Consider the following 24808-nt stretch of genomic DNA (forward strand, 5'->3'; position numbering starts at 1 on the left):
CATGCTTGGATATTAGAAAATCTGATATCGATGAGCAAGAAATCTATGATTTATCTGAGCATTTCGCCTAGATACCATGGCGGACATGTTCCCGAAGGCCTGAAATCATGTCTTTTATCCCACATCCTGAATATCCCGATGCCGCCGGGCAGTTCGGCCGTTATGGCGGCCGCTACATGCCCGAGACGCTGGCCCCGGCGCTCGATGCGCTGGAACACACCTTCCGCGCGGTTCGCGAGGACCCTGCGTTCTGGGCCGAGTACCGCGCCATGCTGGCCGACTACGTCGGACGCCCGAGTCCGCTGCTGCATGCCGAGGCGATCAGCGAGGAACTGGGCGGCGCGCGCGTCTTCCTCAAGCGCGAGGACCTGAACCACACCGGCGCCCACAAGATCAACAATTGCCTGGGCCAGGCGCTGCTGGCCCGGCGCATGGGCAAGCGCCGCATCATCGCCGAGACCGGCGCGGGGCAGCACGGAGTGGCCACCGCCACGGTGTGCGCCTTGTTCGGCCTGGAATGCGTGGTCTACATGGGCGAGGTCGACGTGGCGCGGCAGTCCTCCAATGTGGCGCGCATGGAGATGCTGGGCGCGCAGGTCCGGCCCGTGCCGGACGGCAGCGCCACGCTGAAGGACGCAATGAACGCCGCCATCCGCGACTGGATCGCGCATCCGGACGACACCTACTACCTGCTGGGGACGGGCGCGGGGCCGCATCCCTATCCCTGGCTGGTGCGGGAGCTGCAGAAAGTCATCGGCGAGGAGACGCGGGCGCAGATCCTCGCGAAGACCGGGCGGCTGCCGGACGCGATGGTCGCCTGCGTGGGCGGCGGCTCCAACGCCATCGGCTTCTTCCATCCCTTCCTGAACGATGCCGGCGTGCGGCTGTTCGGCATCGAGGCGGGCGGACGCGGCACGCAGACCGCCGAGCACGCCGCCAGCATCGGCGAAGGCTCCCCCGGCGTCCTGCATGGCTGCCGCAGCTACTTCCTGCAGGACGCGGACGGCCAGATCCAGAACGCGCATTCGATTTCGGCCGGTCTCGATTACCCCGGCGTCGGCCCGGAGCATGCCCTGCTGCACGATACCGGGCGGGTCGTCTACGAATCGGTCACCGATGCCGAGGCGGTCGACGCCTTTCTGTGGCTGACGCGGCGGCAGGGCATCATCCCCGCGCTGGAAAGCGCCCATGCCTTGGCCTATGCCAGGAAACTCGCCCCGCTCATGGAGCGCGACCAGGCGCTGGTGGTCTGCCTGAGCGGACGCGGCGACAAGGACCTGAATTCGGTCCTGCAATTCACCGGAGAGGCCGCATGAGCCGTATCGAACAGACCCTGGCGGCGTTGCGCGCCGCCGGCCGGCCGGGCCTGGCCGCCTATTTCACGGCGGGCGATCCGTCCTACGATGACTGCCTGGCCTTGCTGAAAGGCCTGCCCGCCGCCGGGGCAGACGTGATCGAACTGGGCATGCCGTTCAGCGACCCGATCGCCGACGGGCCCGTGCTGCAACAGGCCAATGCGCGCGCGCTGAAGGCGGGGCAGACCCTGCGCCGCACGCTCGACCTGGTCGCCGCCTTCCGCGAAGAGGACGAGCGCACGCCTGTCGTGCTGATGGGCTATCTGAACCCGCTGCTGCGCTATGAGGCGGCCAGCTTCATGGCCGATGCGGCCTGGGCCGGCGTCGACGGGCTGATCGTGGTGGACCTGTCGCCCGAGCACGCCGCCGGCATCGAGCGGTTGGCGCGGCGCCACGGCATTGCGCTCATCAAGATGACCGCGCCGACGACGACCGAAGCGCGCCTGGAGAAAGTGCTGGAAGGCGCCAGCGGCTTCGTGTACCACGTGATGCTGGCGGGCACGACGGGCGCGGCGCTGCCGTCGGACGCCGTGATCGCCGCTGCGCTGGAACGCATCCGGGCGAAGACCTCCCTGCCGATTGCCGCGGGCTTCGGCGTGCGCACCGCCGAACAAATGAAGGCGGTCGGGCGCCATGCGGATCTGGTGGCGGTGGGGACCCGGCTGGTCGAGGTGCTGGCGGCGGGCGGGGTGGGGGCGGCGCTGGCGGAAGTGCGCGGGTTGGGGGCGGCGGCAAGAGGGGAGTGATGGCTGGATGGGACACCGACGGTTTCCCGAGGTGGGCAAATCCCTTCATACACCGACCGCCTGAGCGCCTGTCGCCCTACGCTGATCCGTTTCCCGGGAGACGGATATCAAGGGGCGCATATTCTGCCTGGCCATCGTGGCGGGCGCGGGGGCGGTGCAGACACTGGCGGCGCTGCCGGGGGCGGGGTTCTACCTGACCGCCGGCGTGGCCTGCGCCGTGTTGCCCTTGGCTGCCCGGCGCTGGCAGGGCTGGCTGGCGGGGATGCTGGCCTGCCTGATCGCGGGGTTGCTGGTGGGCGCGGTCAATGCCGCGTTGCGGGCGCAATGGCGCCTGGATGACGCGCTGGCCGACGCGCACCAGGATGCCGTCGCGCGGCTGGCGTTGCGCGTGGCCGAGCTGCCCGACGATGACGCAGGCGGCGTGCGGTTCGTGGGCGAGCAGGTCGGGCCGGCGCGTTCCGGCATTCCGCGGCGCATCCTGGTGTCGTGGCTGGCGCCGCCCGGCGCGCAGCCGGGGCTGCCGGCGGTGGCGCCGGGCCAGGTGTGGCGCATGGCGCTGGTGCTGCGCCGGCCGCATGCGCCGCTCAATCCCGATGCGCCGGATGGCGAGGCGCGCCTGTTCGCGCGCGGGTTGCGCGCCACCGGCACGGTGCGGGGCCAGCCGCGATTGCTGGAAGACCAGCCCTGGGCGTCTGCCGGCATCGCCATCGAGCGTGCCAGGTATCGCGTGCGCGCAGGCATGCGGCGGGCGCTCGGCGGCCATCGCTACGCGCCGGTGCTGATCGCGCTGGCGATCGGTGATCAGGCCGGCGTGGCGCGGGACGACTGGCGAGTCTTCAATCGCAGCGGCATCACGCATCTGGTGTCCATCAGCGGCATGCATGTGACCTCGATCGCGGGCCTGGCGGCCTGGTTGCTGGCGGCGATGTGGCGGCGCGCGCGCTGGCGCGGCATCGGCCTGGCCGAGCGGGTGCCGGCGCGCATTGCCGGCGGCGCGGCGGCGATGGTCGTGGGGCTGGCGTATTGCCTGCTGGCGGGGTGGGGCGTGCCGTCGCGGCGCACGTTCTTCATGCTGTCGGTGGTGTTGGCGGCGGGCTGGTCGCGCCTGCGGATATCGGCGGGGCGGGTGCTGGCGTTCGCGGCGGCGGCTGTGGTGATGCTGGATCCATGGGCGCCGATGGCGGCGGGTTTCTGGTTGTCGTTCGGCGCGGTGGCGATCCTGCTGCGCGTGGCGCAGGCGCCGCGCGACGCCGATGCCGGGTGGCGCCAGCGCTGGGCCGCGGCGCTGGCGCAGGCGACGCGGCTGCAGTTGACCGTGACGCTGGGACTGACGCCGCTGCTGGCGTTCCTGGTGCATCAGGTCTCGCTCGGGTCGCCGCTGGCCAATGCGGTGGCGATTCCGGCGGTGACGTTCCTGGTCACGCCGCTGGCGCTGCTGTGCGCCATGTTCTCTGTGGCGCCGGCCACGGCCGGCGTGGCCGCGGTGGCGGGGCAGGCGGGGGCGTGGGTGTTCGACCTGGCGATGACGGTGGTCGCGTGGGTGGGCAACGCGGACTGGGCCAGCTTCACGGTGGCGGCGGCGCCGTGGCCCTGGCTGCTGTGGGCGCTGGCTGGGATGGCGTGGGCCTTGCAGGCACAGGGCTGGCCGGCGCGGCGCCTGGGCTGGCTGTGCATGCTGCCGCTGTTGTGCTGGCGGCCCGAAAGGCCCGAGCCGGGCTACTGGCGCATGAGCGCGATGGACATCGGCCAGGGCAGCGCGATCCTGGTGGAGACCGCGACCCAGGCCCTGTTGTTCGATGCCGGTCCGCGCCATTTCGGCGGCGGCGACGCGGGCGAACGGGTGATCGCGCCGCAGTTGCAGGCGCGCGGCATCGACAAGCTGGACGTGCTGGTTCTGTCGCACGCGGACCTGGATCACGTGGGCGGCACGCGCTCGGTGCTGGCGGCGGTGCCGGTGGCGCGCAGCTATGCGTCGTTCGATGTGGCGGCGTGGCTGCGGCGTGATGCCAGGCTATGGTCCGGGCAGCGTGGGGCATTGACGGTGGCGACATCGTCCCGGGGCAGTTTGCCGGCCGGCGAATCTTCGAATCGCGCACCGGACCGGGGCGCCTCCTACGTTTCTCCGGCCCGGATGCTGCGCTGCGAGCGCGGCGACAGTTGGCGTGTTGACGGCGTGACCTTCACCTTCCTGCATCCCGCGGCGGCAGCGGCCGCGCTGGAGGCCGATCGCAACGCCAACAGTTGCGTGTTGCGCGTCGCGGGCCGCGCCCATTCGCTGCTGCTGACCGGCGACATCGGCGTGGCGCAGGAGCGCGAGCTGGCCGCGCTCGGCCTGCCGCCGACCGATATCGTGCTGGCGCCGCATCACGGGTCGGCATGGTCATCCGGGCGGGAGCTGGTGGCCGCCGCGCATGCCGGCCACGCGATTGCCCAGTGCGGCTACCTGAACCGTTTCGGCCACCCGGCCCCGGCGGTGGAACGGCGCTGGCTCCGCGCGGGCGCGGCGTTCTGGCGCAGTGACCGCGATGGGGCGGTGACGGCCGAGTCGCGCGCCGATGGGCTGGCGGTGTGGGCGCAACGCGAGCGGCACCGGCGCTACTGGCATGGGCGCTGAGCCGGCCCGCGCCGGGTTCAGTCCGCCTGGTCGTTCGTTTCGCTGACGCCACACCATTGGGCAATGAAAAGCGCAATGGTCTTGGTGATCAGCCGCAGCGACTCGATGTGGACACGTTCATCAAAGCCATGGATGTCGAGCGACTTTGGACCATAGACCAGCGTCGGCATGTCGCCATAGATCACGAAGACACGGGCATCGAGATAGCCCGGGGTCGTGAAGCTTTCGAGCTCGCTCTTGAAGGCCTGCTGGTGGCAATCGCGCAGCGTGTTTTCGGCATCGCTGCCTTCTTCGAGCACGTAGCCTTCGGCATAGAAGCCGGTGTAGGCGACCTGGGGCGGCGTGCCGCCAAGCCGCGGGTCGGCGACGGCGTCGCGCAGGCAGGCGTCGATCTGCGCGCGGGCCTCATCCGCGGTGGTGCCCGGATAGATTGCCGCGCGCACGTCGAATTCACACCAGGGCGGTACCGTCGACGGCCAGTCGCCGCCCTCGATCTTGCCGATGTTGAAATTGATCGGATGGTCGAGATGTTCGAAATGGCGATGGCAGTGGTGCTCCGCGTTCCATTTGGCTTCGATCCCGCGCAACGCCTCGATGGCGGCGTAGGCGGCGTCGATGGCGTTGAAGCCGTTGGCCATCTCGCGGGTATGGGTGGGATGGCCCTGCACGCGGACCTTGAACCACAGCACGCCCACGTTGGCGCGCACCAGCATGTTCTCTTCCGGCTCCGGAATGATCACGGCGTCGGCCTGGTAGCCGCGCAGCAGGGCGGACAGGGCGCCGTTGCCGGTGCATTCCTCTTCGACCACCGACTGGAAATAGATCGGGGCGGCGGGTTCATAGCCGGCGGCGCGCACGGCGTCGTAGGCATACAGGTTGGCGGCCAGGCCCGCCTTCATGTCGGCAGCGCCACGTCCGTACATCCAGCCGTCGATGATCGCGGGGTCCCACGGTGAGCGGGACCACATATCCACGGGGCCGGTGGGCACCACGTCGATATGTCCGTTCAGGATGAGCGAGCGGCCCTGTTGCCGCGAGGGACGATAAGTGCCGACCACGTTGAAGGCGTTTTCATACGAGACGGTCACCGGGCCGAAGCCGGGGTGGGACTCGATGTCCTTGACGTCGATTTTCCAGCGGTCCATCGCGAAGCCGCGCGCGCGCATCGCCTCGTAGAGAAAGTCTTGCGCCGTATGCTCCTGTTCGCGCAGCGAGGGGAAGCGCACCAGATCCTGGGTGAAGGCCAGTTGGGCGTCGAAATGCGCGTCAACGGCTTGCAGGATCCGGCGGGTCTGCGCTGCGGTGAGCGCGGGCGGGGAGGTGGTCTGTGTCATCGGGTTTCCTGAAAGAAGGAGAAGCGGGGCGGTTCAGGCCGCGGCAGCGGGGGTGACGTCCAGCGCCAGGCGGCGCTTGTGGCCGGCCAGGGCCCAGATCGACACGAGCGTGATCGCCGACAGCGTCGAATAGAAGATCGCCAGCGGCAGCCATTGGCCGGGGTAGTGGTAGGTCAGCCAGGTGCCGACCAGCGGCGTCATGCCGCCCGCCACCGCGCCGCACAACTGGTACGACAGCGAGATGCCGGAATAACGCACGTGGGTGGGGAACGCCGAGCTGATGTAGCCGGCCATGGCGGAATAGATCGCGGCCATGAAGACCAGCACGATGGCGATGCCGCCGACGATGCTGTAGGGCGTGCCTTGCGACACGAGCATGAACATGGGATAGGGCGCCAACACCGAGAAGAAGGCCGCCGTAATGAGGACCCGGGTGGGGCCAACGGCGTCGGCCAGCCAGGCCGCCACCGGCTGCACGAAGAACTGGATGATGGCGACCACGAACAGGCAGTCCAGGACCAGCGTGCGGCTCAGGCCCATTGTCTGGGTCGTGTACGACAGCATGAAGGTGTTGGTGAAGTAGATGCCGCCGATCGCCACGGTGCACACCCCCATGCACAGCAGCACGGTGCGCCAGGCGGTGCGCAGCACTTCCTTGGCCGGGATCTCGGCGCGTTCCTGGCGCTCTAGCACTTTCGCGAAATCGGGCGATTCATTGACGCCGACGCGGATGAAATAACCGACCAGCAACAGGACCGCGCTGATCAGGAAGGGAACGCGCCAGCCCCAGCTCACGAAATCGGCTTCGTCCAGCGTGGTCAGCAGCCGGAACGCGAGTAGCGACAGGATCAGGCCGGCCGGGCTGCCCAATTGCGCGAACGAGGCGGCGAACGTGCGGCGGCGTTGCGAGGCGTGTTCGCCGGCCATCAATACAGCGCCGCCCCACTCGCCGCCAACCGCCAGCCCCTGTGCCAGGCGCAGCAGCAGCAACAGGGCGGGCGCCCAGAGGCCGGCGGTGGCATAACTGGGCAGCAGGCCGATGCCGACCGTGGCCAGCCCCATGATGACCAGGGTCGCCATCAGTGCGTTCTTGCGGCCGACACGGTCGCCCAGGTGGCCGAAGAGGACGCCGCCGAGCGGCCGTGCAAGGAAGCCGGCGGCGAACGTGCCAAACGACGCCATGGTGCTGATGAACGGATCGGCGGTGGGGAAGAACACTTTGCCGAACACCAGCGCGGCGGCCGTGGCGTAGATGTAGAAGTCGTACCACTCGATGGTGGTGCCGACGAATGCGGCGGTCGCGGCCCGGACAGGTTGGCGCGCCGCCGGAGCATGGGCGGGAGCGGTCATGGGGTTTCCTCTTGTGGGTGTTGTCGTTGTTCGAAGGCGTCTTTATCGCGCCCGCCTCGATATAACGTCAATTTATGATTTTTAATTTTTCACTTAAGTTAAATTGATGTCTTGCCGATTCCCTGCAAAGGCCGCCGATGAACAACGCCCACCCCGCCGACGCCCGCAGCGGCGACCGCCTCGACTGGAACCTGCTGCGGACCTTCCTGGTGATCGTGCAGGAGCGCAGCATCAGCGGCGCGGCCGCCAAGCTGCACCTGACGCAATCGGCCGTCAGCCAGGCGCTCAAGCGACTGGAGGAACAGTTGGACCGGCGCCTGATCGAACGGCACAACCAGGCGTTCACCGTCACCAATGCCGGTGAAGAGGTGTGTCGCGCGGCGCAGGCCATCTATGGCAATGTCGCGCAGTTGCTGACCGACGTCTCGCAGACGGAAGTCGAGGCGACCGGCCGCATCCACTTGCTGGTGGCCAGCCGTATTCACTCCCAGGTCTATGACGATTTCTGGGCGGCGTTCCATGCGGCCTATCCGCGCATCGAGGTGCAGATGGATGTGTTGCCCAGCAGCGAGATCGTTACGCTGATGCAGCAACGCGTGGGCACGGCCGGCATCGCGCTTTGCCGGCAGATGCCCAAGCGGCTCGAGAACAAGGTTTTCCTGCACCAGCGCTACGCGCTGTTCTGCGGGCGCAACCACGCATTGTTCGGTCGTCAGGACCTGCGCATCGAAGACCTGATGGGCGAAAACTTCGTCTCTTTCGCCAGCGATGCCCTGGGCGACAGCCTGTCGCCGCTGACGATTTTTCGCGACCAGCGGGGGTTTTCAGGGCGGGTGGTGGCGACGTCCACGCAGCATGACGAAGTCAAGCGCTTGCTCGTCGCCGGCTTCGGCATCGGTTGCCTGCCCGAGCACAGCGTACGGCGCGATCTCGCCGAGGGCCGGTTGTGGCGGCTGCCGCCCGGCGAGGGCGTGTGTTCGGTCGACCTGCACCTGTTGTGGCACCGGGACGTGCAACGCAGTCCGGCCGAGGCGGCCTTCCTCAAGCACTTTCGCGACTACATCGACGGTTTCACCATGGCCGAGCGGCTGGTGCCCGGCAACCTGCCGCCGCCTTGATGCGTCAGGTCCCCCGCCCGGGTCAGCGGGCCCGGGCGGCGATGCCGTCGCGCACTTGCCGGAACATCGTCATCGCGGCGGGCATGGCATCGCGTTGGGTGGCGCAGGCCATGCGGACGCGGCCTTGCGGCAATACGATGTCGGCATAGTAGTGCAGCGTGTCCGGGTGGCTGGGGCCCGGCGCTGCGAGGTAGTCCAGGCCCTGCGCGCCGTCCAGGGTGAACCGGTCGTACAGCTCGATGGACCCGCCCAACCGGCGCTGCCGGCGTTCGGCGGCGGCGACCTGCGCGCTCGGCGCCGGCGCGGCGGGGGGCTGGGCGCCAGCCTGCGTGGCCTGGAAGCCGATCCGGCACAGGTACCTGGCGTCCCGCGCCCTGGGCGGGAAGCCATCGGGGCTGGAGATCTCGATCTGGGCGTCGTACCTGCCGCGGGTGGGCGCGGGGCCGGCCCGCAGCGGCGAGGGCACGGTGACGCTGAAGCCGGTGGCTGCGTCGACGTAGCGGCGCGGCGGGATGTCGGCGGGCGGACCCCGGTCGGTGGCGGGCGCCGTGTCGTCTTCCTGCTGGAAGCGCAGCGGCAGCATCAGCTCGGTCTTTTCCTGGGTCATGGCGTCCGGAAAAGCGGGCAGCGGGCCGGCGCGCCGCACCATGGCGACGGCGGCCTGGTCGACGGCGGCGTCGCCGGAGGACCGGCTCACCACGACGTCGTAGATGGTGCCGTTGCGTAGCGCCGTGATCTTCAGGGACAGGCTGATCGGGCCGCTGAGGCGGTGCGCCTCTTTCGGATAATCCAGGCGGCTGATCAGGCGGCGTTGCACGGCCCGGGTCCATTCGGCTTCGTTGCCGGGGGCGGCGGCCATGACGGGGACGGCGGCGCAGGCCAGGGCCAGGCCGATAGCGAGCAAGCGTGAGCGCACGGGGAGTCTCTCCTGGTCAGCCGAATGCCGCCCGCACCGCGTCGAAAGACGCGGCGATCATCGGCTCCTCGCGCCGCGCGGCCAGCGTGATGAAGGCCAGTTCCGCCTCGATCGACAGCCCCGGCGCCAGCGCCAGCCCGTGCGCCTGCGATTCGCGCAGGGCGATGGAGTCGCGCGCCAGGGTCAGGCCGACGCCGGAGCGCACCAGGTCCAGCATCGAGGCCTCCTGGTCGACTTCGGCGACCGCGTTGGGGGCGACGCCCAGTTCGCTGAATTTCGTCGCGAGCAGGCGGTGATGGACCGAGTCGGGCGGCGTCCAGATCCAGGGCAGCGCGGCGATCTCGTGCCAGCCGCGGCCGGCCAGTTGCGGGCCCCAACCCTTGGGAGCGACCACGTAGTAGGAGAACGCCGCCAGCGGCAGGGCATGCAGGGCGGGCTGGCCGCTGGCCTGGTCGCGCGGGCCGAGGGAAAAGCCGACGTCCAGCTCGCCGTTGCGCACCTGGCGCGCAACCGAGCCGGACATGCCGTGGCGTAGCGTGGGGCGGATCTTGGGATAGTGCTGGACCAGGTGGCGCAGGGTGGCGCCCAGCCGCAGGAATTCGGGGTCGAGGATGGTGCCCAGGCGCAGTTCGCCCTGCACCGTGACGCGCAGCGCGCCGATGGCGCGCTCGAAGTCCTCGAGCGCGTCCAGCACGCGCTGGGCCGAGGGCAGCAGCGCGCGCCCATCGGCGTTGGGCGCCAGGCCCTGGGCGGTGCGGGTGAACAGCGGCAGGTCCAGGGCTTCCTGGAAGCTCTTGAGCTGCAGGCTGAGCGCGGGTTGCGTCAGGTGCAGGTGTTCGGCCGCGCGCGTCAGGTTGCCGACGCGCGCCACCGCGGCGAAGGTGCGGATGTGCTTGAGGTCCATGGCTCCGGTCCCGTCAGGGCGATACCCATTATTAAAGAGTCTTATAAAGCGCTTTTCAACAATTCATTGGACAGGGGCGTCCGGCTGCGCGACAGTGGCGCAGCGACTGGTGACTGACAAGAAGTCGAGACTCAAAAGAAGAAGCGCAAATGGAGACATACGACTACATCATCGTGGGCGCCGGGTCGGCTGGCTGCGTGCTGGCCAACCGCCTGAGCCGTGACCCGGCGGCGCGCGTGCTGCTGCTGGAGGCGGGCGGCCGCGACAACTACCATTGGATCCACATTCCAGTCGGCTACCTGTACTGCATTGGCAACCCGCGCACCGACTGGATGTACCGCACCGGCGCCGAGCCTGGGCTGGGCGGGCGGTCACTGATCTATCCGCGCGGCCGGGTGCTGGGCGGTTGCTCGTCGATCAACGGCATGATCTACATGCGCGGCCAGCGCCAGGACTACGACGAGTGGGCCGAGGCCGCCGGCGATCCGTCATGGCGCTGGGACGAGGTGCTGCCGGTGTTCAAGCGCAGCGAAGACCATTATCGCGGCGGCGACGAATTCCACGGCGTCGGCGGCGAGTGGCGGGTCGAGGCGCAGCGGCTGCGCTGGGACATCCTCGACGCCTTCGCAGACGCGGCGGAGCAGGCGGGCATCCCCCGCGTGGCGGACTTCAACCGGGGCGACAACTTCGGGGTCGGCTATTTCGATGTGAACCAGCGCCGCGGCTGGCGCTGGAACACTGCCAAGGCGTTCCTGCGGCCGGTGCGCGAGCGGCCCAATCTGCGGGTGATGACGGGCGCGCACGCCGAACGCCTGCTGTTCGAGGGCTCGCGCTGCGTCGGCGTGCAGGTGCGCCGCGAGGGGCAGTCAGTCAGCGTCCGCGCGGCGCGCGAGGTGGTGCTGGCGGCGGGCGCCGTCAATACGCCGCAACTGCTGGAATTGTCGGGAATCGGCGAGCCGGCGCGCTTGCGCGAAAGCGGCATTGCGCTGCATCACGCCTTGCCCGGCGTGGGCGAGAACCTGCAGGACCACCTGCAACTGCGCGTCATCCTGAAGGTGCGCGGCGTGAAGACGCTGAACCGCATCGCCTCGACCTGGTGGGGCAAGGCCGGCATCGGCCTGGAATACCTGCTGAACCGCAGCGGGCCGATGAGCATGGCGCCGTCGCAGTTGGGGGCGTTCGCCAAGTCCGATCCGGGCCAGGCGCGCGCCAACCTGGAATTCCACGTGCAGCCTTTGTCGCTGGGCGCCTTTGGCGAGCCGCTGCATGGTTTCGATGCGTTCACGGCCAGCGTCTGCAATCTGCGGCCGGTGTCGCGCGGCAGCGTGCACGCGCAGGGCGCGGACGGTTCGCTGCCGCCGGTGATCACGCCGAACTACCTGAAGGAAGAACAGGACCTGAAGGTGGCGGCCGACGCCATCCGGCTGGTGCGGCGCATCAGCGCGGCGCCGGCCTTGCAGCGCTACCAGCCGGAGGAATGGCTGCCGGGCCCGGCCTGCCAGAGCGAGGCCGAGCTGCGCGAGGCGGCCGGCAAGATCGGCACCACCATCTTCCATCCCGTCGGCACCTGCGCCATGGGCCGCCGCCCCGACGACGGCGCGGTGGTGGATGCGCGCCTGCGCGTGCATGGCCTGCAAGGCTTGCGCGTAGCCGACGCGTCGATCATGCCGACGATCACCTCGGGCAACACCAATTCGCCCACCATCATGATCGCGGAGCGGGCGGCGCAGATGATTCTGGAGGACGCGGTGCGCGTCGGCGCCGAGGCGCGGGCGGCCGAACTGGTCGCGTGACGCGGGGCGGGACGCGACCGTGGCGATCCGGGCGTGGCGCGTTGGAGGGGAGCGGCCAGGCCCGACATTTCCAGCCTGGAGCCCGGGCGGCGCCTTCCAGAGGAGGCGGTCCCCGGAAGGCGCTCCCCGAGTCCGCCTCAGCGCAGCGACCGGTACATCTCCTGGCGCTGCGGATGCGTCAGGATCACCTGCCACAGTTGCCCCTCGCGCGAGCGGAAGAAGCCGGCGCAACACATCAGGTAGTACTGCCACATGCGGTAGAAGCGCGTGCCGTAGCGCTCCTGCAACCGCGGCCAGGCGCGCTGGAAATTGTCCCACCAGGCCATCAGCGTGCGGTCGTAGTCGGCGCCGAAGTTGTGCCAGTCCTCGATGATGAAGCGGCCTTCGACCGCGGTGCTGATCTCGCGGGCCGACGGCAGCTTGCCGTTGGGGAAGACGTAGCGGTCGATCCAGGGATCGGTGCTCTGGCTGGTCGAGGCGATGCCGATGGTGTGCAGCAGGAAGATGCCGCCGGGCGCCATCAGCCGTTGCACATTGGTGAAGTAGGTGTCGTAGTTCTTGGGGCCGACGTGCTCGAACATGCCGACCGACACCACCTTGTCGAAGCTGCCCTGCAGGTCGCGGTAGTCCTGCAGCAGCAGTTCCACCGGCAGGCCGCGCACGCGCTCCTGGGCCAGCGCCAATTGCTCCTTGGAGACGGTGATGCCGGTGACCTTGACGCCATAGCGTTCGGCCGCGAACTTGGCCAGCCCGCCCCAGCCGCAGCCGATGTCCAGCAGCGTCTCGCCGGGCTTGAGCTGCAGCTTGCGGCAGATCATGTCGAGCTTGGCTTCCTGCGCGGCTTCGAGCGTGTCGGCCTGTTCCCAGAAGGCGCAGGAATAGATCATGCGGCTGTCGAGCATGGCCTCGAACACGTCGTTGCCGGCGTCGTAGTGCTGCTCGCCGACTTCGAAGGCGCGGCTTCGGGATTGCAGGTTGAACAGCTTGTGGCGCAGGTGTTCGGCGATCAGCTTGACGCGCGCCAGGCCCAGCGCGGCCGAGCCCATGTCGGCGCGCAGCAGGCGGGTGAAGAGTTCGTCGAGCTGCTCGCAGTCCCATTCGCCGTCCATGTAGGACTCGCCCAGCCCCAGCGACCAACTGGCGAAGACGCGCTCGTACATGTGCTTGTCATGGACCTGGATGTCCCAGGGGCGCGAGCCGTTGATCCGGACATCCGCGCGCGCCAGCAGGTCCTGCAGGACCTTGGGCGGTGCGGGGGGGCCGGCGTCGGCGCGGGGTGGCGTTAGCTGAGTAGTCGGACTGCTTTGGTGCATAGTGGCTCCATATCAATTCTGGACTGACTGATCTGGCAATGCTCGAAGCGCATAACTCTCGCCCGGACCGGCGGATGGAATCCAATTTAATGATTGAATCGGCTCGATAGGCAATCGTAATTTCAGCGGGGTGTCAGCGCCGTGACACCGCGGCCGCTGACCCGGGACCCGCCAATCTTAACCAACGTATGCTGCTGCGCAAGGCCCAGACGCATCCTGCCACCAACAGGGCCGGGGCCAGGATAAAGACCATGGGGCCAATGGTGCCGTAGGCGCCCGACAGACGGTCGCACGCCGCTACACTGGTTGCGCGCCGCCCGGACAGGTCCGGGCGGCATTCGTGCCTGTCGCCGGCGGATTCCGCCGGGTCGCATCCGTCTCAAGGAGAGTCCCATGGCTGCGCGCATCCATCTTTTCGGCGCGTCCGGCTGCGGCGCCACCACGCTGGGCGCCGCGCTCGGCGCACGCCTGGGCGTGCCCCACCTCGAAGCCGACGACTACTACTGGCTGCCGACCGATCCGCCATTCACCGACAAGTATCCCAAGGAGGAGCGTTGGCGCCGCATCCGCGAACGGCTGCGAGGGCATGACGATTGGGTGCTCAGCGGCGGTTCGGTCTACCACTGGGGCGAGGGCCTGATTCCCGCGTTCACGCTGGTGGTGTTCCTGCGGCTGCCGGCGGCCGAGCGCATGGCGCGGCTGCGCCGCCGCGAGGTTGAACGCTATGGCGCGGCGCTGGAAAACGATCCCGCGGTGCGTGAGAAGAGCCGCCTTTTCCTGGAATGGGCCGCCGGTTACGACACGGGCGCCGAGGGAACGCGCACTTTGGCGCAGCACCGGGAATGGATCCGCCAACTGCATTGCCCGGTGCTGACGCTGGATACGCGCGCCAGCGTGGACGACCTGGCGGACCAGGTGCTGGCCGCATTGCCGCCGGACATGCGCGTATCCAGGAGTCCGGCCTGAGGCATTTAGCGGCCATCCCGCGCCGACTGGGGCGCGGCCGCCGCGCCGGCGTCCGGGCGGCGGCGCGCGCTTCCGATAAGATACCCGCCATGCACGGCGCCGCCATTGCGGCCGCGCGCCGGTTTTTCGGAGCACAACGATGCTGGATGCGAGCCTGGAACCCCGTTTGGAATTCGTCACCTGCGCCAGCCCGGCGGGCCTGCACCGCATGGCGTACTGGGAATGGGGCGATCCGGCCAATGACCGGGTGCTGGTCTGCGTCCATGGCCTGACCCGCAGCGGGCGCGATTTCGATACGCTGGCGCGGCGCCTGGCGGGGCAGTTCCGCGTGGTGTGCCCCGATGTGGTCGGCCGCGGTCGCTCGGACTGGTTGGTCAATCCGGCGTTCTATACCGTGCCGCAGTACGTGTCCGACATGACCACCCTGGTGGCGCGGCTGCGGCCCGCCTCGCTGGCTTGGGTCGGCACCTCGATGGGCGGGCTGATCGGCCTGGGGCTGGCCGGCGCCGCCGCGTTCGCGCGGGCGATGCTGCCGCTGCGCCCGCATGCGGGCATGCTGCCGCCGCAGGACGGCATCCGTTTGTCGAAGCTGGTGCTCAACGACGTCGGCCCGCGCCTGGAGACCGGCGCGCTGGCGCGCATCGGCCAGTACGTGGGCGAACCGGGCGCGTTCGGCTCGTTTGCGGAGGCGGTGGCGGCCATGCGCGCCAATTCCGAGACCTTCGGCCCGCACACGGACGCGCAGTGGGACCACCTGGCGCGCTTTGTCTATCCGGAGCAGGGCGGGCAGTGGGTCAAGCACTACGACCTGGCGCTGGCGCAGCCGATGGCGTTGCAGACCGGCGAGGAACTGGCCGCCGGCGAGCAGATCCTGTGGCGTTCGTATGACGCGGTCGACTGCCCGATCCTGATCGTGCGCGGCGAGCATTCCGATCTGCTGACCCGCGCCACCGTCGACGAAATGCGCCAGCGCAATCCGCGCGCCCGGCTCTACGAGGTGCGGGGCGTGGGCCACGCGCCGACGCTGATGGCCGACGACCAGGTGACGGCGGTGGCGGATTTCCTGTTGGCGTGACGGCCGCCTCGGCGGCCCCGTCGATCAATTGGGGACGCCGCTGGCCGGCGCCGCTACCCAGGGGGGCGGGGCTTCTCTACAATAGGTTCCATGACTACGCCCGTTCTCAACATCGATTTGCATTGCCATTCCACCGTGTCCGATGGCGCCCTGGCGCCGCGCGACGTGGCGCAGCGTGCGCACGCCAACGGTGTCGATGTCTGGGCCCTGACCGACCATGACGAGATCGGCGGCCTGGCCGAGGCCGCGGCCATGGCCGGTGAACTCGGCATGCGCTTTGCCACGGGCGTCGAGATCTCGGTGACCTGGGCCGGCCTGACGGTGCACATCGTCGGCCTGCGTTTCGATCCGTCCAATGTGGCGCTGGCCGACGGCCTGCGCAAGACGCGTTCGGGCCGCGCCGAGCGGGCCCGCCGCATCGGCGAGCGGCTGGCCGAGATGGGCATGCCTGGCGCCTACGAAGGCGCGCTGCCTTTCGCCGGCAACCCGGAATTGATCAGCCGCACGCACTTCGCGCGCTATCTGGTCGAGGCGGGTTACTGTCCCGACGTGCAGACCGTCTTCACCAAGCACCTGGGCGACGACCGCCCCGGCCACGTGCCCATGCAATGGGCCACCTTGGCCGAGGCGGTCGGCTGGATCCGCGGCGCCGGCGGCATTGCCGTCATCGCGCATCCGGGGCGCTACAAGTACACGCCGCTGCAGTTCGCCGCGCTGTTCGACGAATTCCTGCAGTTGGGCGGCGTGGGCATCGAAGTCACGACCGGCAGCCACACCGTTGAAGAGGCGCGCCAGTATGCCGAGGTGGCGCGCCGCTATGGTTTCCTGGCCTCGCGCGGGTCGGACTTCCATAGCCCGAAAGAAAGCCGCATGGACCTGGGCCGGCTGCCCCCGCTGCCGCCGGACCTGAAGCCGGTCTGGCACGACTGGTTCTAGCGCGGGCGGCGCGCCGCCGCCCGGCTCCTGGCATGGCGTGTCCATGCCGCCCTTGAATTGACTGATCGCGCGTCGACCGCGCCGCCGCCATGAACAAAGCATTTGTCAAAGAATCCGACAACGAGGACGACGATGACCTGCCGCAGGCCCAGGCATTGCCGGCCGGCACCAAGAACTACATGACGCCGGAAGGCTACGAGCGCCTGCGCGGCGAGCTGACGCACCTGATGAACGTGGAGCGGCCGGCGGTGGTGCAGGTGGTGTCGTGGGCCGCATCCAACGGCGACCGTTCCGAGAACGGCGACTATCTCTACGGCAAGAAGCGCCTGCGCGAGATCGACCGCCGCATGCGTTTCCTGACCAAGCGCCTGGACATCGCCGAGGTGGTCGACCCGGCCGCCCAGCCCAACCGCGACCAGGTCTTCTTCGGCGCCACGGTGCTGTATTCCGACAAGGCCGGCGAGGAACATACCGTCACCATCGTCGGCGTGGACGAGGCCGAGCCGCTGGCTGGCAAGATCAGTTGGATTTCGCCGGTGGCGCGGGCGCTGATCAAGGCGCGGGAGGGCGACACGGTGGTGCTGCGCACCCCCGGCGGGATCGAGGAGCTGGACATCCTGGAAGTGCGCTACCCGGAGTAGGACGGCGCCGCGCGGCGTTGCGGCGCCGCCGCCAAAACGGACCCTCCAAAAGGCGACGGGCGCCGGCTTGTGGCCGGCGCCCGTCTTTGGTGGGCGGGATCTGACGTCCCTGCCTCGGTTGGCGGCTTGCGCCGCCGTTCCCCTGGGGCTTGCTGCTTGTTCGGTATCGTGTCCTGGCCGGATTACTTCTTGCGCGCCGCGATGGACTTCTCGGCCAGGTTGACCAGGTCCTCGCCGATCTGCTTCTTCCACTTGTCGTAGACGGGCTGGGTGACCTTGGCGAAGGCGTCATGCTCGGCCTGGCTGAGCGAGGTCACGGTGACGCCGTGGCCCTCGATCTCCTTGAGCAAGGACGGATCTTCCGGCGTGACGCCCTTGCGCGCGATCACGATCTGCTGCTTGCCGGCGTCCAGCGCGGCCTGGCGCACGATGTCGCGGTCCTTCTCCGACCACGAATTCCACACCTCGCGGTTGACCACGAAGATCAGCGGATCGGCCACGTAGTTCCACAGCGTCAGGTACTTCTGGCCGACGGTGTAGAGCTTGGAGCCGGTGTAGATCGACAGCGGGTTCTCCTGGCCGTCGACCGCGCCGCTGGCCAGCGCCGGCTGGGCGTCGGCCCAGCTCATCTGGGTCGGGTTGGCGCCCAGCGCGGTGAACGTGTCGATGTAGAGCGGCGAGCCGACCACGCGCAGCTTCATGCCCTTCATGTCCTCGGGCCGCTTGATCTCGCGCTTGGAGTTGCTGAGCTGGCGGTAGCCGTTTTCGCCCCAGGCCAGCGGCACCACGCCGGCCTTCTCGATCAGCTTGAACATCTCCTTGCCCACGTCGCCCTGCACCAGCGCGTCGATGGCGGCGTAGTCCGGCATCAGGAAGGGCAGCGAGAACAGGTTCAGTTGCTTGATCTGCGGCGACCAGTTGATGGTCGAGCCGACGGCCATGTCGATCACGCCCTGGCGGATGGCGGTGAATTCGCGGGTCTGGTCGCCCTGCACCAGCGAGGTGCCGGGGTAGACCTTGATGTTGATGCGGCCCTGCGTGCGCTCGCGCACCAGGTTCGACCAGATCTCGGCGCCCTGGCCCCACGGGAAAGTGGTGCCGACGACGATGGAGAGCTTGTATTCGGGCTTGTAGTTCTGCGCCTGCGCGGCGGCGGGCAGGCCAACCACGGCGGCGGCGCACAGGGTGGCGCCGATCAGCTTGCGGAAATTCATGTTGCGTCTCCTCTCTTTGCGGGTCTGTCTGTTGTTGTCATGAATGCATGCCGGGCGGGTTGCGCCCGGTTCCCTCAATAGCCCAGCTTGCGCGGCAGCCATAGCGCCAGCTGCGGGAACACCAGCACCGCCACCAGCACCAGGAACATCGCGCCCAGCAGCCACACCACCCAGCGCACGGTCGATTCCATCGGCACGCGCGCGATGCGGCACGACACCATCAGGTTGACCGCCAGCGGCGGGGTGAACTGGCCCAGCGCCACCTTCAGCGTCAGGATCACGCCGAACCACACCGGGTCCCAGTTGTAGGCCTTGGCGATCGGCATCAGCAGCGGCACGAAGATCAGGAAGATGGAGATGCCGTCCAGGAACATGCCGACGGTCATCAGCAGCAGGATCAGCAGCGCCAGCACGCCCCATTCGCCCAGCCCGGAATTGACGATGGCGTGGGTGATCGGGTCGATCACGCTGAGCGTGGACAGGGCCCAGGCGAAGATGCCGGCCAGCGTCACCACCAGCATGATCACGGCCGACAGCTCGGCCGCCTCGCGCAGGATCACGTACAGGTCGCGCAGCTTGATGGTGCGGTGGATGCACATGCCCACGAACAGGCCGTAGAACACCGCCACCACGGCCGCCTCGGTGGGCGTGAACCAGCCCATGCGCATGCCGCCCAGGATCAGCACCGGCGCGGCCAGGCCCCACGAGGCCTCGCGCAGGCTGCGCCAGAACGGCGGACGCGGCAGGTGCGCTTCCAGCATGCCCATCTTGTGCTTGCGCGACAGCCACACGGCCGGCACGATCAGCGCCAGGCCGGCCAGGATGCCGGGCACCATGCCGGCGGCGAACAGCGCTGGCACCGAGGCCTCGGGTACCAGCACCGAATAGATGATGAAGGCCACCGAGGGCGGGATGAGGATGTCGGTGGCCGCGCCCGCCGCCACCACCGAGGCCGAAAACGCGCCCGGATAGCCGGCGCGCGACATGGCCGCGATCATCACGGCGCCCACCGCGGCGGCGCAGGCCGGGCCGGAGCCCGAGATGCCGCCCAGGAACATGGCCACGGCGATCGACACCAGCGGCAGCATGCCGGGGCCGCGGCCGACGATGGCGATGGCGAAATCCACCAGCCGCTTGGCCACGCCGGAGCGGTCGAAGATGGAGCCGACCAGCACGAACATCGGAATCGCCAGCAGCGGGTACTTGGCCAGCCCGGCGTAGAAATTCTGCGGCACGGTCAGCAGGCCATACCAGGGCGTGTCCAGGTTGGACAGCACGATGGCCACGGTGCCGCCGATGCCCAGCGCCACGCCGACCGGCACGCCGATCAGCATCAGCGCGATGAAGACCGCGAACAGGATGCCGGCGATCATGCCTGGCCCCCGTCGGCCTTGGGCAGCGGCGCTTTCCACAGGCGCCGCAGCGTGCCCAGGGTGCGCAGCGAGATGGCGGCGGCCATCACCGGCAGCCAGATCGAATACCACCAGGTCGGCACGCCGATGGCGGGCGAGGTTTCCTCGTAGATGAATTCATCGGACACCAGCTTGACCGACAGCACCGTCAGCAGCACGAAGAACGCCAGCACGCAGAAGTTGGCGATCAGCGCCATGATGCGCTGGCGCCGCGGCGAGCCGTTGTCGGCCAGGATCTCGATGCGGATGTGGTGGTTGCGCACGAAGGCCACGCTGCCGCCGGCCATGGTCAGCACGATCAGCAGGAACACCGAGATCTCTTCGGTCCAGGCGAACGACTGGTCGGTGAAGTAGCGCACCAGCACGTTCAGGAAGGTAATCAGCGCCAAGGCCGCCAGCAGGATCACGGCCAGCCAGTCCTCGATGGCCAGCGGCACTTTCACGGCGGGGTCTGCTTCGGCGGGGATGATCGGTTCGACGGGCTCGGCGGGGGCTTCGGGGCGTGACATGTGAGGCGACGGCCAGCGCGGCGAGGCGCTTTCTTGGTATGGGGTCGCTGCATCCTACCGTCGGGGCGGAAGGGCGGGTGTTCGTGTTTTCCCGCGCTGCGGTATGGCCGCAACATGGTGCATCGCAATAGCCGGGGTGCTGGGGCGGGGCGTGGGTCCGCCATAATCCGCGCGGGGGGCAAGGCTTAGCGCGCCATATTGCTGTGCAGCAGGCCCCACGCCTCGTCGCGGAATTCTTTTGTAACAATGACCAAAGCCGGACGAATTCGGGCCGGATCGGGACATGGCCGTGCTTCCGTCCGGGAAAACCCGCCAAGCGGGGTAAAATCCTGTTTTTGCTTCCCTCCTTATATACGGCGCCCGCATCGTGTCCCTTGTTCAGCATCTGCCTGGTTCCTCCGTCCTGTCCTCCTTTCGTCGTGACCGCCTGCTGGCGCAACTGAAGGAAGCCGGCCTGCCGGTGGCCGACATTTCCGCCCGCTACGAGCACTTCGTCAGCACCGACGCCGCCCTGACGGCCGAGCAGCAGCAGCACCTGGCCCAATTGCTGGACTACGGCACCCCCGCCACCGGCGAGGCGCCGGCCAAGAGCCTGGCGCTGCTGGTGATCCCGCGCCTGGGCACGATCTCGCCGTGGGCCAGCAAGGCCACCGACATCGCCCACAACTGTGGCCTGTCGGCCGTGCACCGCATCGAACGCGGCGTGCGCTACGTCATCACGCCCGAACGCGGCCTGCTGGGCAGCAAGACCTTCGACGCCGACATGCTGGCGCGCGCGGCCGACTGCCTGCACGACCGCATGACCGAAACCGTGGTCGACGCCAGCTTCGACGGCCAGGCGCTGTTCCAGCCGCTGGCCGGCAAGCCGATGCGCACGGTCGACGTGCAGGCGCGCGGCGCCGCCGCCCTGGTCGAGGCCAACAGCACGCTGGGCCTGGCCCTGTCCGATGACGAGATCGAATACCTGGCCAAGTCGTTCAGCGACCTGGGCCGCGATCCCACCGACGTCGAACTGATGATGTTCGCGCAGGCCAACAGCGAACACTGCCGCCACAAGATCTTCAACGCCCAGTGGGTGATCGACGGCCAGGAGCAGCCCAACACGCTGTTCGGCATGATCCGCGCCACCCACAAGGCGCAGCCGGAAGGCACCGTGGTCGCCTACTCGGACAACGCCGCCATCATGGCCGGCGGCCCGGCGCAGCGCTTCCAGGCCGGCGTGCCCGGGGTGACGGGCGAGGGCGTGGATGGCGCCAAGTACATCCGCCGCGACACCACCGTGCACACCCTGATGAAGGTCGAGACGCACAACCACCCGACCGCGATCGCGCCGTTCCCCGGCGCCTCGACCGGCGCCGGCGGCGAAATCCGCGACGAAGGCGCCACGGGCCGCGGCTCCAAGCCCAAGGCCGGCCTGACCGGTTTCACCGTCTCGCACCTGCGCTTCGACGAGGCCACGCAGCCCTGGGAAGCCGACCACCACGGCCTGCCGGACCGCATCGCCTCGCCGCTGTCCATCATGATCGACGGCCCCATCGGCGGCGCCGCCTTCAACAACGAATTCGGCCGTCCCAACCTGCTGGGCTATTTCCGTTCGTTCGAGCAGACCGCCGGCGGCACCCGCTGGGGCTACCACAAGCCCATCATGATCGCGGGCGGCCTGGGCAGCATCGACGCCGGCCTGACGCACAAGGACGTGATTCCCCCCGGCGCGCTGCTGATCCAGTTGGGCGGCCCGGGTTTCCGCATCGGCATGGGCGGCGGCGCCGCCTCCAGCATCAGCATGGGCAGCAACTCGGCCGAGCTGGATTTCGACTCGGTCCAGCGCGGCAACCCCGAACTGGAACGCCGCGCCCAGGAGGTCATCGACCGCTGCTGGCAGCAGGCCGAGAACAACCCCATCATCGCCATCCATGACGTCGGCGCGGGCGGCCTGTCCAACGCCTTCCCGGAACTGGTCAACGACGCCGGCCGCGGCGCCATCTTCGATCTGAAGCGCGTGCCGCTGGAAGAATCCGGCCTGTCGCCCGCCGAGATCTGGAGCAATGAATCGCAGGAACGCTACGTCCTGTCGATCCTGCCCAAGGACCTGGAGCGCTTTGACGCCATCGCGCGCCGCGAACGCTGCCCCTACGCGGTGGTCGGCGTGGCCACCGAAGAACGCCAACTGCGCGTGGTCGACGGCGAGGGCCTGCCCGGCCTGGACACGATCCGTCCGCAGGGCGAGGCCGAGGTGCGTCCGGTCGACGTGCCGATCGACGTCATCCTGGGCAAGCCGCCGCGCATGACGCGCGACGTGCGCCGCCTGCCGGGCGTGTCCGAGCCGCTCGACCTGGCCGGCATCGACCTGACCGAAGCGGCCTACCGCGTGCTGCGCCACCCCACGGTGGCCAACAAGTCGTTCCTCATCACCATCGGCGACCGCACCGTCGGCGGCCTCTCCAGCCGCGACCAGATGGTCGGCCCGTGGCAGGTGCCGGTGGCCGACTGCGCCGTCACCCTGGCTGACTACCAGGGCTTCCGCGGCGAAGCCATGGCCATGGGCGAACGCACCCCCATCGCCATGCTGAACGCGCCGGCCTCCGGCCGCATGGCCGTGGCCGAGGCCCTGACCAACCTGGCCGCCGCCGACGTGGCGCGCCTGGAAGACATCAAGCTGTCCGCCAACTGGATGGCCGCCTGCGGCGTCGACGGCCAGGACGCCGCGCTGTACGACACCGTGTCGGCCGTCAGCGAGCTGTGCCAGGCCGCCGGCCTGTCGATCCCGGTGGGCAAGGACTCGCTGTCCATGAAGACCTCCTGGGAACAGGACGGCGAGCAGCGCCAGGTGGTGGCGCCGGTGTCGCTGATCGTCACGGCCTTCGCGCCGGTCGGCGACGTGCGCGCCAGCCTCACGCCGCAACTGCGCACCGACGCCGGCGACAGCGTGCTGATCCTGATCGACCTGGGCCGTGGCCTGCACCGCATGGGCGGCTCGATCCTGGCGCAGACCTACAACCAGGTCGGCGAGACCGTGCCGGACATCGACTCGCCCGAAGCGCTGCGCGCCTTCTTCGTCACCATCCGCACCCTGGCCGAGGCCGGCACCATCCTGGCCTACCACGACCGCTCCGACGGCGGCCTGTTCGCCACGCTGGTGGAAATGGCCTTCGCCGGCCGCACCGGCATCTCGGTCAACCTGGACATGCTGACCTTCGACCCGCAATCGGCCGATTGGGGCGACTACAAGATCCGTCCGGAACAGGTGGCGGTGCAGCGCGACGAACTGACGCTCAAGGCGCTGTTCGCCGAGGAAGCCGGCGCCGTCATCCAGGTGCCGGCCGCCCAGCGCGACGCCGTCATGCAGGTGCTGCGCGGCGCCGGCCTGTCGGCCCACTCGCACGTCATCGGCGGCCTGAACGGCGGCGACGAGGTCGAGTTCTACCGCGACGGCAAGAAGGTCTGGGGCCAGCCGCGCGCCGACCTCGGCCGCGCCTGGAGCGAAGTCTCCTACCGCATCATGGCGCGCCGCGACAACCCGGCCTGCGCCCAGGCCGAGCTGGACGTCTGGAACGACACGCAGGATCCGGGCATGAGCCCGAACGTGGCCTTCGACCCGCAGGAAGACGTGGCCGCGCCGTTCATCAACAGCGGCAAGCGCCCGCGCGTGGCGATCCTGCGCGAGCAGGGCTGCAACAGCCAGGTGGAAATGGGCTGGGCCTTCGACACCGCCGGCTTTGACGCGGTCGACGTGCACATGACCGACCTGCTGGCGGGCCGCGTGGACCTGGCGCAGGTGCAGGGCCTGGTGGCCGTGGGCGGCTTCAGCTACGGCGACGTGCTGGGCGCCGGCGAGGGCTGGGCCCGCACCATCCGCTTCAACAGCAAGCTGTCGGATCAGTTCGCGGCGTATTTCGCCCGCCCCGACACCTTCGCGCTGGGCGTGTGCAACGGCTGCCAGATGATGGCCGCGCTGGCCCCGATGATCCCCGGCGCCGAGCACTGGCCGCGCTTCACCCGCAACCTGTCCGAGAAGTACGAGGCGCGTCTGTCGATGGTCGAGCTGGCCAAGTCGCCGTCGATCTTCTTTGCCGGCATGGAAGGCGCGCGCATCCCGGTCGCGGTGGCGCACGGCGAAGGCTACGCCGACTTCTCGCAGCAGGGCGACGCCGGCCGCGTGCTGGCGGCGGCGCGCTACATCGACAACCGCGGCAACGCCACCGAGGCCTATCCGTTCAACCCGAACGGCAGCCCGGGCGGCCTGACCTCCGTCACCACCGCCGACGGCCGCTTCACCGTGATGATGCCGCACCCGGAACGCGTGACCCGCAACGTCATGATGTCGTGGGCGCCCGAGAAGTGGGGCAACGCCGACAGCGGCGGCCAGTTCAGCCCGTGGATGCGCATTTTCCGCAACGCGCGCGCCTGGCTGAAATAAGAAGCGCCTCAGCCCGCGCGTGTCGCGCGAGCTGCCCCCGAGAGGCCATGCGTCACGCAGGACATGGCCCACCTGGCAAAGCCCCACCGGTTTCGGTGGGGCTTTTTTCATGCGAGCAACGCGCGGCGGCTGGGGAGGCTCGCCGGTATTCGCTCCGTTGCTGTAATCGGTGCTGTAACCCAATGAGATATTTAA

The 24808-nt window shown here is 68.9% G+C and carries 18 protein-coding genes; 10 read left to right on the forward strand and 8 right to left on the reverse strand.

Annotated features, from left to right (window positions below):
- Positions 1-107: 107 nt before the first annotated feature.
- The 3 genes from trpB to SB816_RS10455 all read left to right on the forward strand — a co-directional run bounded on the left by trpB (position 108) and on the right by SB816_RS10455 (position 4715).
- The gene (gene trpB, locus SB816_RS10445; RefSeq protein WP_410546909.1) at positions 108-1316 is read left to right on the forward strand and encodes a tryptophan synthase subunit beta; all 1209 of its coding nucleotides are present in this window, start codon (positions 108-110) and stop codon (positions 1314-1316) included.
- Entirely contained in the window at positions 1313-2101 is a 789-nt protein-coding gene (trpA, locus tag SB816_RS10450; protein WP_144657927.1) for a tryptophan synthase subunit alpha, read from the forward strand. The genes trpB and trpA overlap by 4 nt, the downstream gene beginning before the upstream one ends.
- A gap of 163 nt (positions 2102-2264) precedes the next feature.
- Positions 2265-4715, forward strand: coding sequence for a DNA internalization-related competence protein ComEC/Rec2 (locus SB816_RS10455; protein ID WP_410547124.1), 2451 nt, complete (start codon positions 2265-2267; stop codon positions 4713-4715).
- 17 nt (positions 4716-4732) lie between these two features.
- On the opposite strand, the gene SB816_RS10460 is transcribed toward SB816_RS10455, so the two are convergent.
- A complete protein-coding gene (locus tag SB816_RS10460) occupies positions 4733-6049 on the reverse strand; it encodes an ArgE/DapE family deacylase (protein WP_410546910.1) in 1317 nt (438 codons plus the stop codon).
- Positions 6050-6082: 33 nt separating this feature from the next.
- Positions 6083-7399, reverse strand: coding sequence for an MFS transporter (locus SB816_RS10465; protein WP_054502205.1), 1317 nt, complete (start codon positions 7397-7399; stop codon positions 6083-6085).
- Positions 7400-7536: 137 nt separating this feature from the next.
- Here SB816_RS10465 and SB816_RS10470 point away from each other — a divergent pair, with 137 nt between their 5' ends.
- Positions 7537-8517, forward strand: coding sequence for a LysR family transcriptional regulator (locus SB816_RS10470; protein ID WP_054502206.1), 981 nt, complete (start codon positions 7537-7539; stop codon positions 8515-8517).
- Positions 8518-8539: 22 nt separating this feature from the next.
- Here SB816_RS10470 and SB816_RS10475 read toward each other — a convergent pair whose 3' ends face one another.
- Together SB816_RS10475 and SB816_RS10480 are read right to left on the reverse strand one after the other, a co-directional pair.
- Positions 8540-9433 carry a TonB family protein gene (locus tag SB816_RS10475; protein ID WP_336235066.1) on the reverse strand — a complete coding sequence of 298 codons (894 nt, stop codon included), beginning with the start codon at positions 9431-9433 and terminating at the stop codon, positions 8540-8542.
- Positions 9434-9449: 16 nt separating this feature from the next.
- Positions 9450-10337, reverse strand: coding sequence for a LysR family transcriptional regulator (locus SB816_RS10480; RefSeq protein WP_116792528.1), 888 nt, complete (start codon positions 10335-10337; stop codon positions 9450-9452).
- Between the two features lie 149 nt (positions 10338-10486).
- On the opposite strand from SB816_RS10480, the gene SB816_RS10485 reads away from it, so the two are divergent.
- Entirely contained in the window at positions 10487-12130 is a 1644-nt protein-coding gene (locus tag SB816_RS10485; RefSeq protein WP_410546911.1) for a GMC family oxidoreductase, read from the forward strand.
- A 137-nt stretch (positions 12131-12267) separates the two neighbouring features.
- Here the strand turns inward: SB816_RS10485 and cfa are convergent, their stop codons facing one another.
- Entirely contained in the window at positions 12268-13443 is a 1176-nt protein-coding gene (gene cfa, locus SB816_RS10490) for a cyclopropane fatty acyl phospholipid synthase (RefSeq protein ID WP_054502210.1), read from the reverse strand.
- A gap of 393 nt (positions 13444-13836) precedes the next feature.
- On the opposite strand from cfa, the gene SB816_RS10495 reads away from it, so the two are divergent.
- The 4 genes from SB816_RS10495 (at position 13837) to greB (ending at position 17061) form a co-directional block, all read left to right on the forward strand.
- Positions 13837-14409 carry an AAA family ATPase gene (locus SB816_RS10495; RefSeq protein ID WP_064526851.1) on the forward strand — a complete coding sequence of 191 codons (573 nt, stop codon included), beginning with the start codon at positions 13837-13839 and terminating at the stop codon, positions 14407-14409.
- Positions 14410-14548: 139 nt separating this feature from the next.
- Positions 14549-15484 (forward strand): alpha/beta fold hydrolase, encoded by a 936-nt coding sequence (locus SB816_RS10500; RefSeq protein ID WP_064526849.1) that lies wholly within the window; start codon positions 14549-14551, stop codon positions 15482-15484.
- Positions 15485-15574: 90 nt separating this feature from the next.
- Positions 15575-16420, forward strand: a complete 846-nt coding sequence (locus tag SB816_RS10505) for a 3',5'-nucleoside bisphosphate phosphatase (protein ID WP_054502213.1) — start codon at positions 15575-15577, stop codon at positions 16418-16420.
- 89 nt (positions 16421-16509) lie between these two features.
- Complete coding sequence (gene greB / locus SB816_RS10510) at positions 16510-17061, forward strand: transcription elongation factor GreB (RefSeq protein WP_024069367.1); 552 nt, start codon at positions 16510-16512, stop codon at positions 17059-17061.
- Between the two features lie 182 nt (positions 17062-17243).
- Here the strand turns inward: greB and SB816_RS10515 are convergent, their stop codons facing one another.
- The 3 genes from SB816_RS10515 to SB816_RS10525 all read right to left on the reverse strand — a co-directional run bounded on the left by SB816_RS10515 (position 17244) and on the right by SB816_RS10525 (position 20196).
- Positions 17244-18275: a DctP family TRAP transporter solute-binding subunit gene (locus SB816_RS10515; RefSeq protein WP_049073254.1), complete on the reverse strand. Its 1032-nt coding sequence runs from the start codon at positions 18273-18275 to the stop codon at positions 17244-17246.
- Positions 18276-18349: 74 nt separating this feature from the next.
- A complete protein-coding gene (locus SB816_RS10520; protein WP_410546912.1) occupies positions 18350-19648 on the reverse strand; it encodes a TRAP transporter large permease in 1299 nt (432 codons plus the stop codon).
- A complete protein-coding gene (locus tag SB816_RS10525; RefSeq protein WP_054502215.1) occupies positions 19645-20196 on the reverse strand; it encodes a TRAP transporter small permease in 552 nt (183 codons plus the stop codon). Before SB816_RS10525 ends, SB816_RS10520 begins: the two co-directional genes overlap by 4 nt.
- Positions 20197-20563: 367 nt before the next feature.
- Between SB816_RS10525 and purL the strand changes: the two genes are divergently transcribed.
- On the forward strand, positions 20564-24613 hold the full coding sequence (purL, locus tag SB816_RS10530; protein ID WP_410546913.1) for a phosphoribosylformylglycinamidine synthase: 4050 nt from the start codon (positions 20564-20566) through the stop codon (positions 24611-24613).
- Positions 24614-24808: the final 195 nt, after the last annotated feature.

This window comes from Achromobacter sp. SIMBA_011, from assembly GCF_046535435.1.
Classification (GTDB): domain Bacteria; phylum Pseudomonadota; class Gammaproteobacteria; order Burkholderiales; family Burkholderiaceae_B; genus Achromobacter; species Achromobacter dolens.

Bases quoted from the DNA above. Each gene is read 5' to 3' on its own strand.
- trpB (WP_410546909.1), top strand. From the start codon at position 108: ATGTCTTTTATCCCACATCCTGAATATCCCGATGCCGCCGGGCAGTTC.
- trpA (WP_144657927.1), top strand. From the start codon at position 1,313: ATGAGCCGTATCGAACAGACCCTGGCGGCGTTGCGCGCCGCCGGCCGG.
- SB816_RS10460 (WP_410546910.1), bottom strand. From the start codon at position 6,049: ATGACACAGACCACCTCCCCGCCCGCGCTCACCGCAGCGCAGACCCGC.
- SB816_RS10465 (WP_054502205.1), bottom strand. From the start codon at position 7,399: ATGACCGCTCCCGCCCATGCTCCGGCGGCGCGCCAACCTGTCCGGGCC.
- SB816_RS10470 (WP_054502206.1), top strand. From the start codon at position 7,537: ATGAACAACGCCCACCCCGCCGACGCCCGCAGCGGCGACCGCCTCGAC.
- SB816_RS10480 (WP_116792528.1), bottom strand. From the start codon at position 10,337: ATGGACCTCAAGCACATCCGCACCTTCGCCGCGGTGGCGCGCGTCGGC.
- SB816_RS10485 (WP_410546911.1), top strand. From the start codon at position 10,487: ATGGAGACATACGACTACATCATCGTGGGCGCCGGGTCGGCTGGCTGC.
- cfa (WP_054502210.1), bottom strand. From the start codon at position 13,443: ATGCACCAAAGCAGTCCGACTACTCAGCTAACGCCACCCCGCGCCGAC.
- SB816_RS10495 (WP_064526851.1), top strand. From the start codon at position 13,837: ATGGCTGCGCGCATCCATCTTTTCGGCGCGTCCGGCTGCGGCGCCACC.
- SB816_RS10500 (WP_064526849.1), top strand. From the start codon at position 14,549: ATGCTGGATGCGAGCCTGGAACCCCGTTTGGAATTCGTCACCTGCGCC.
- SB816_RS10505 (WP_054502213.1), top strand. From the start codon at position 15,575: ATGACTACGCCCGTTCTCAACATCGATTTGCATTGCCATTCCACCGTG.
- greB (WP_024069367.1), top strand. From the start codon at position 16,510: ATGAACAAAGCATTTGTCAAAGAATCCGACAACGAGGACGACGATGAC.
- SB816_RS10515 (WP_049073254.1), bottom strand. From the start codon at position 18,275: ATGAATTTCCGCAAGCTGATCGGCGCCACCCTGTGCGCCGCCGCCGTG.
- SB816_RS10520 (WP_410546912.1), bottom strand. From the start codon at position 19,648: ATGATCGCCGGCATCCTGTTCGCGGTCTTCATCGCGCTGATGCTGATC.
- SB816_RS10525 (WP_054502215.1), bottom strand. From the start codon at position 20,196: ATGTCACGCCCCGAAGCCCCCGCCGAGCCCGTCGAACCGATCATCCCC.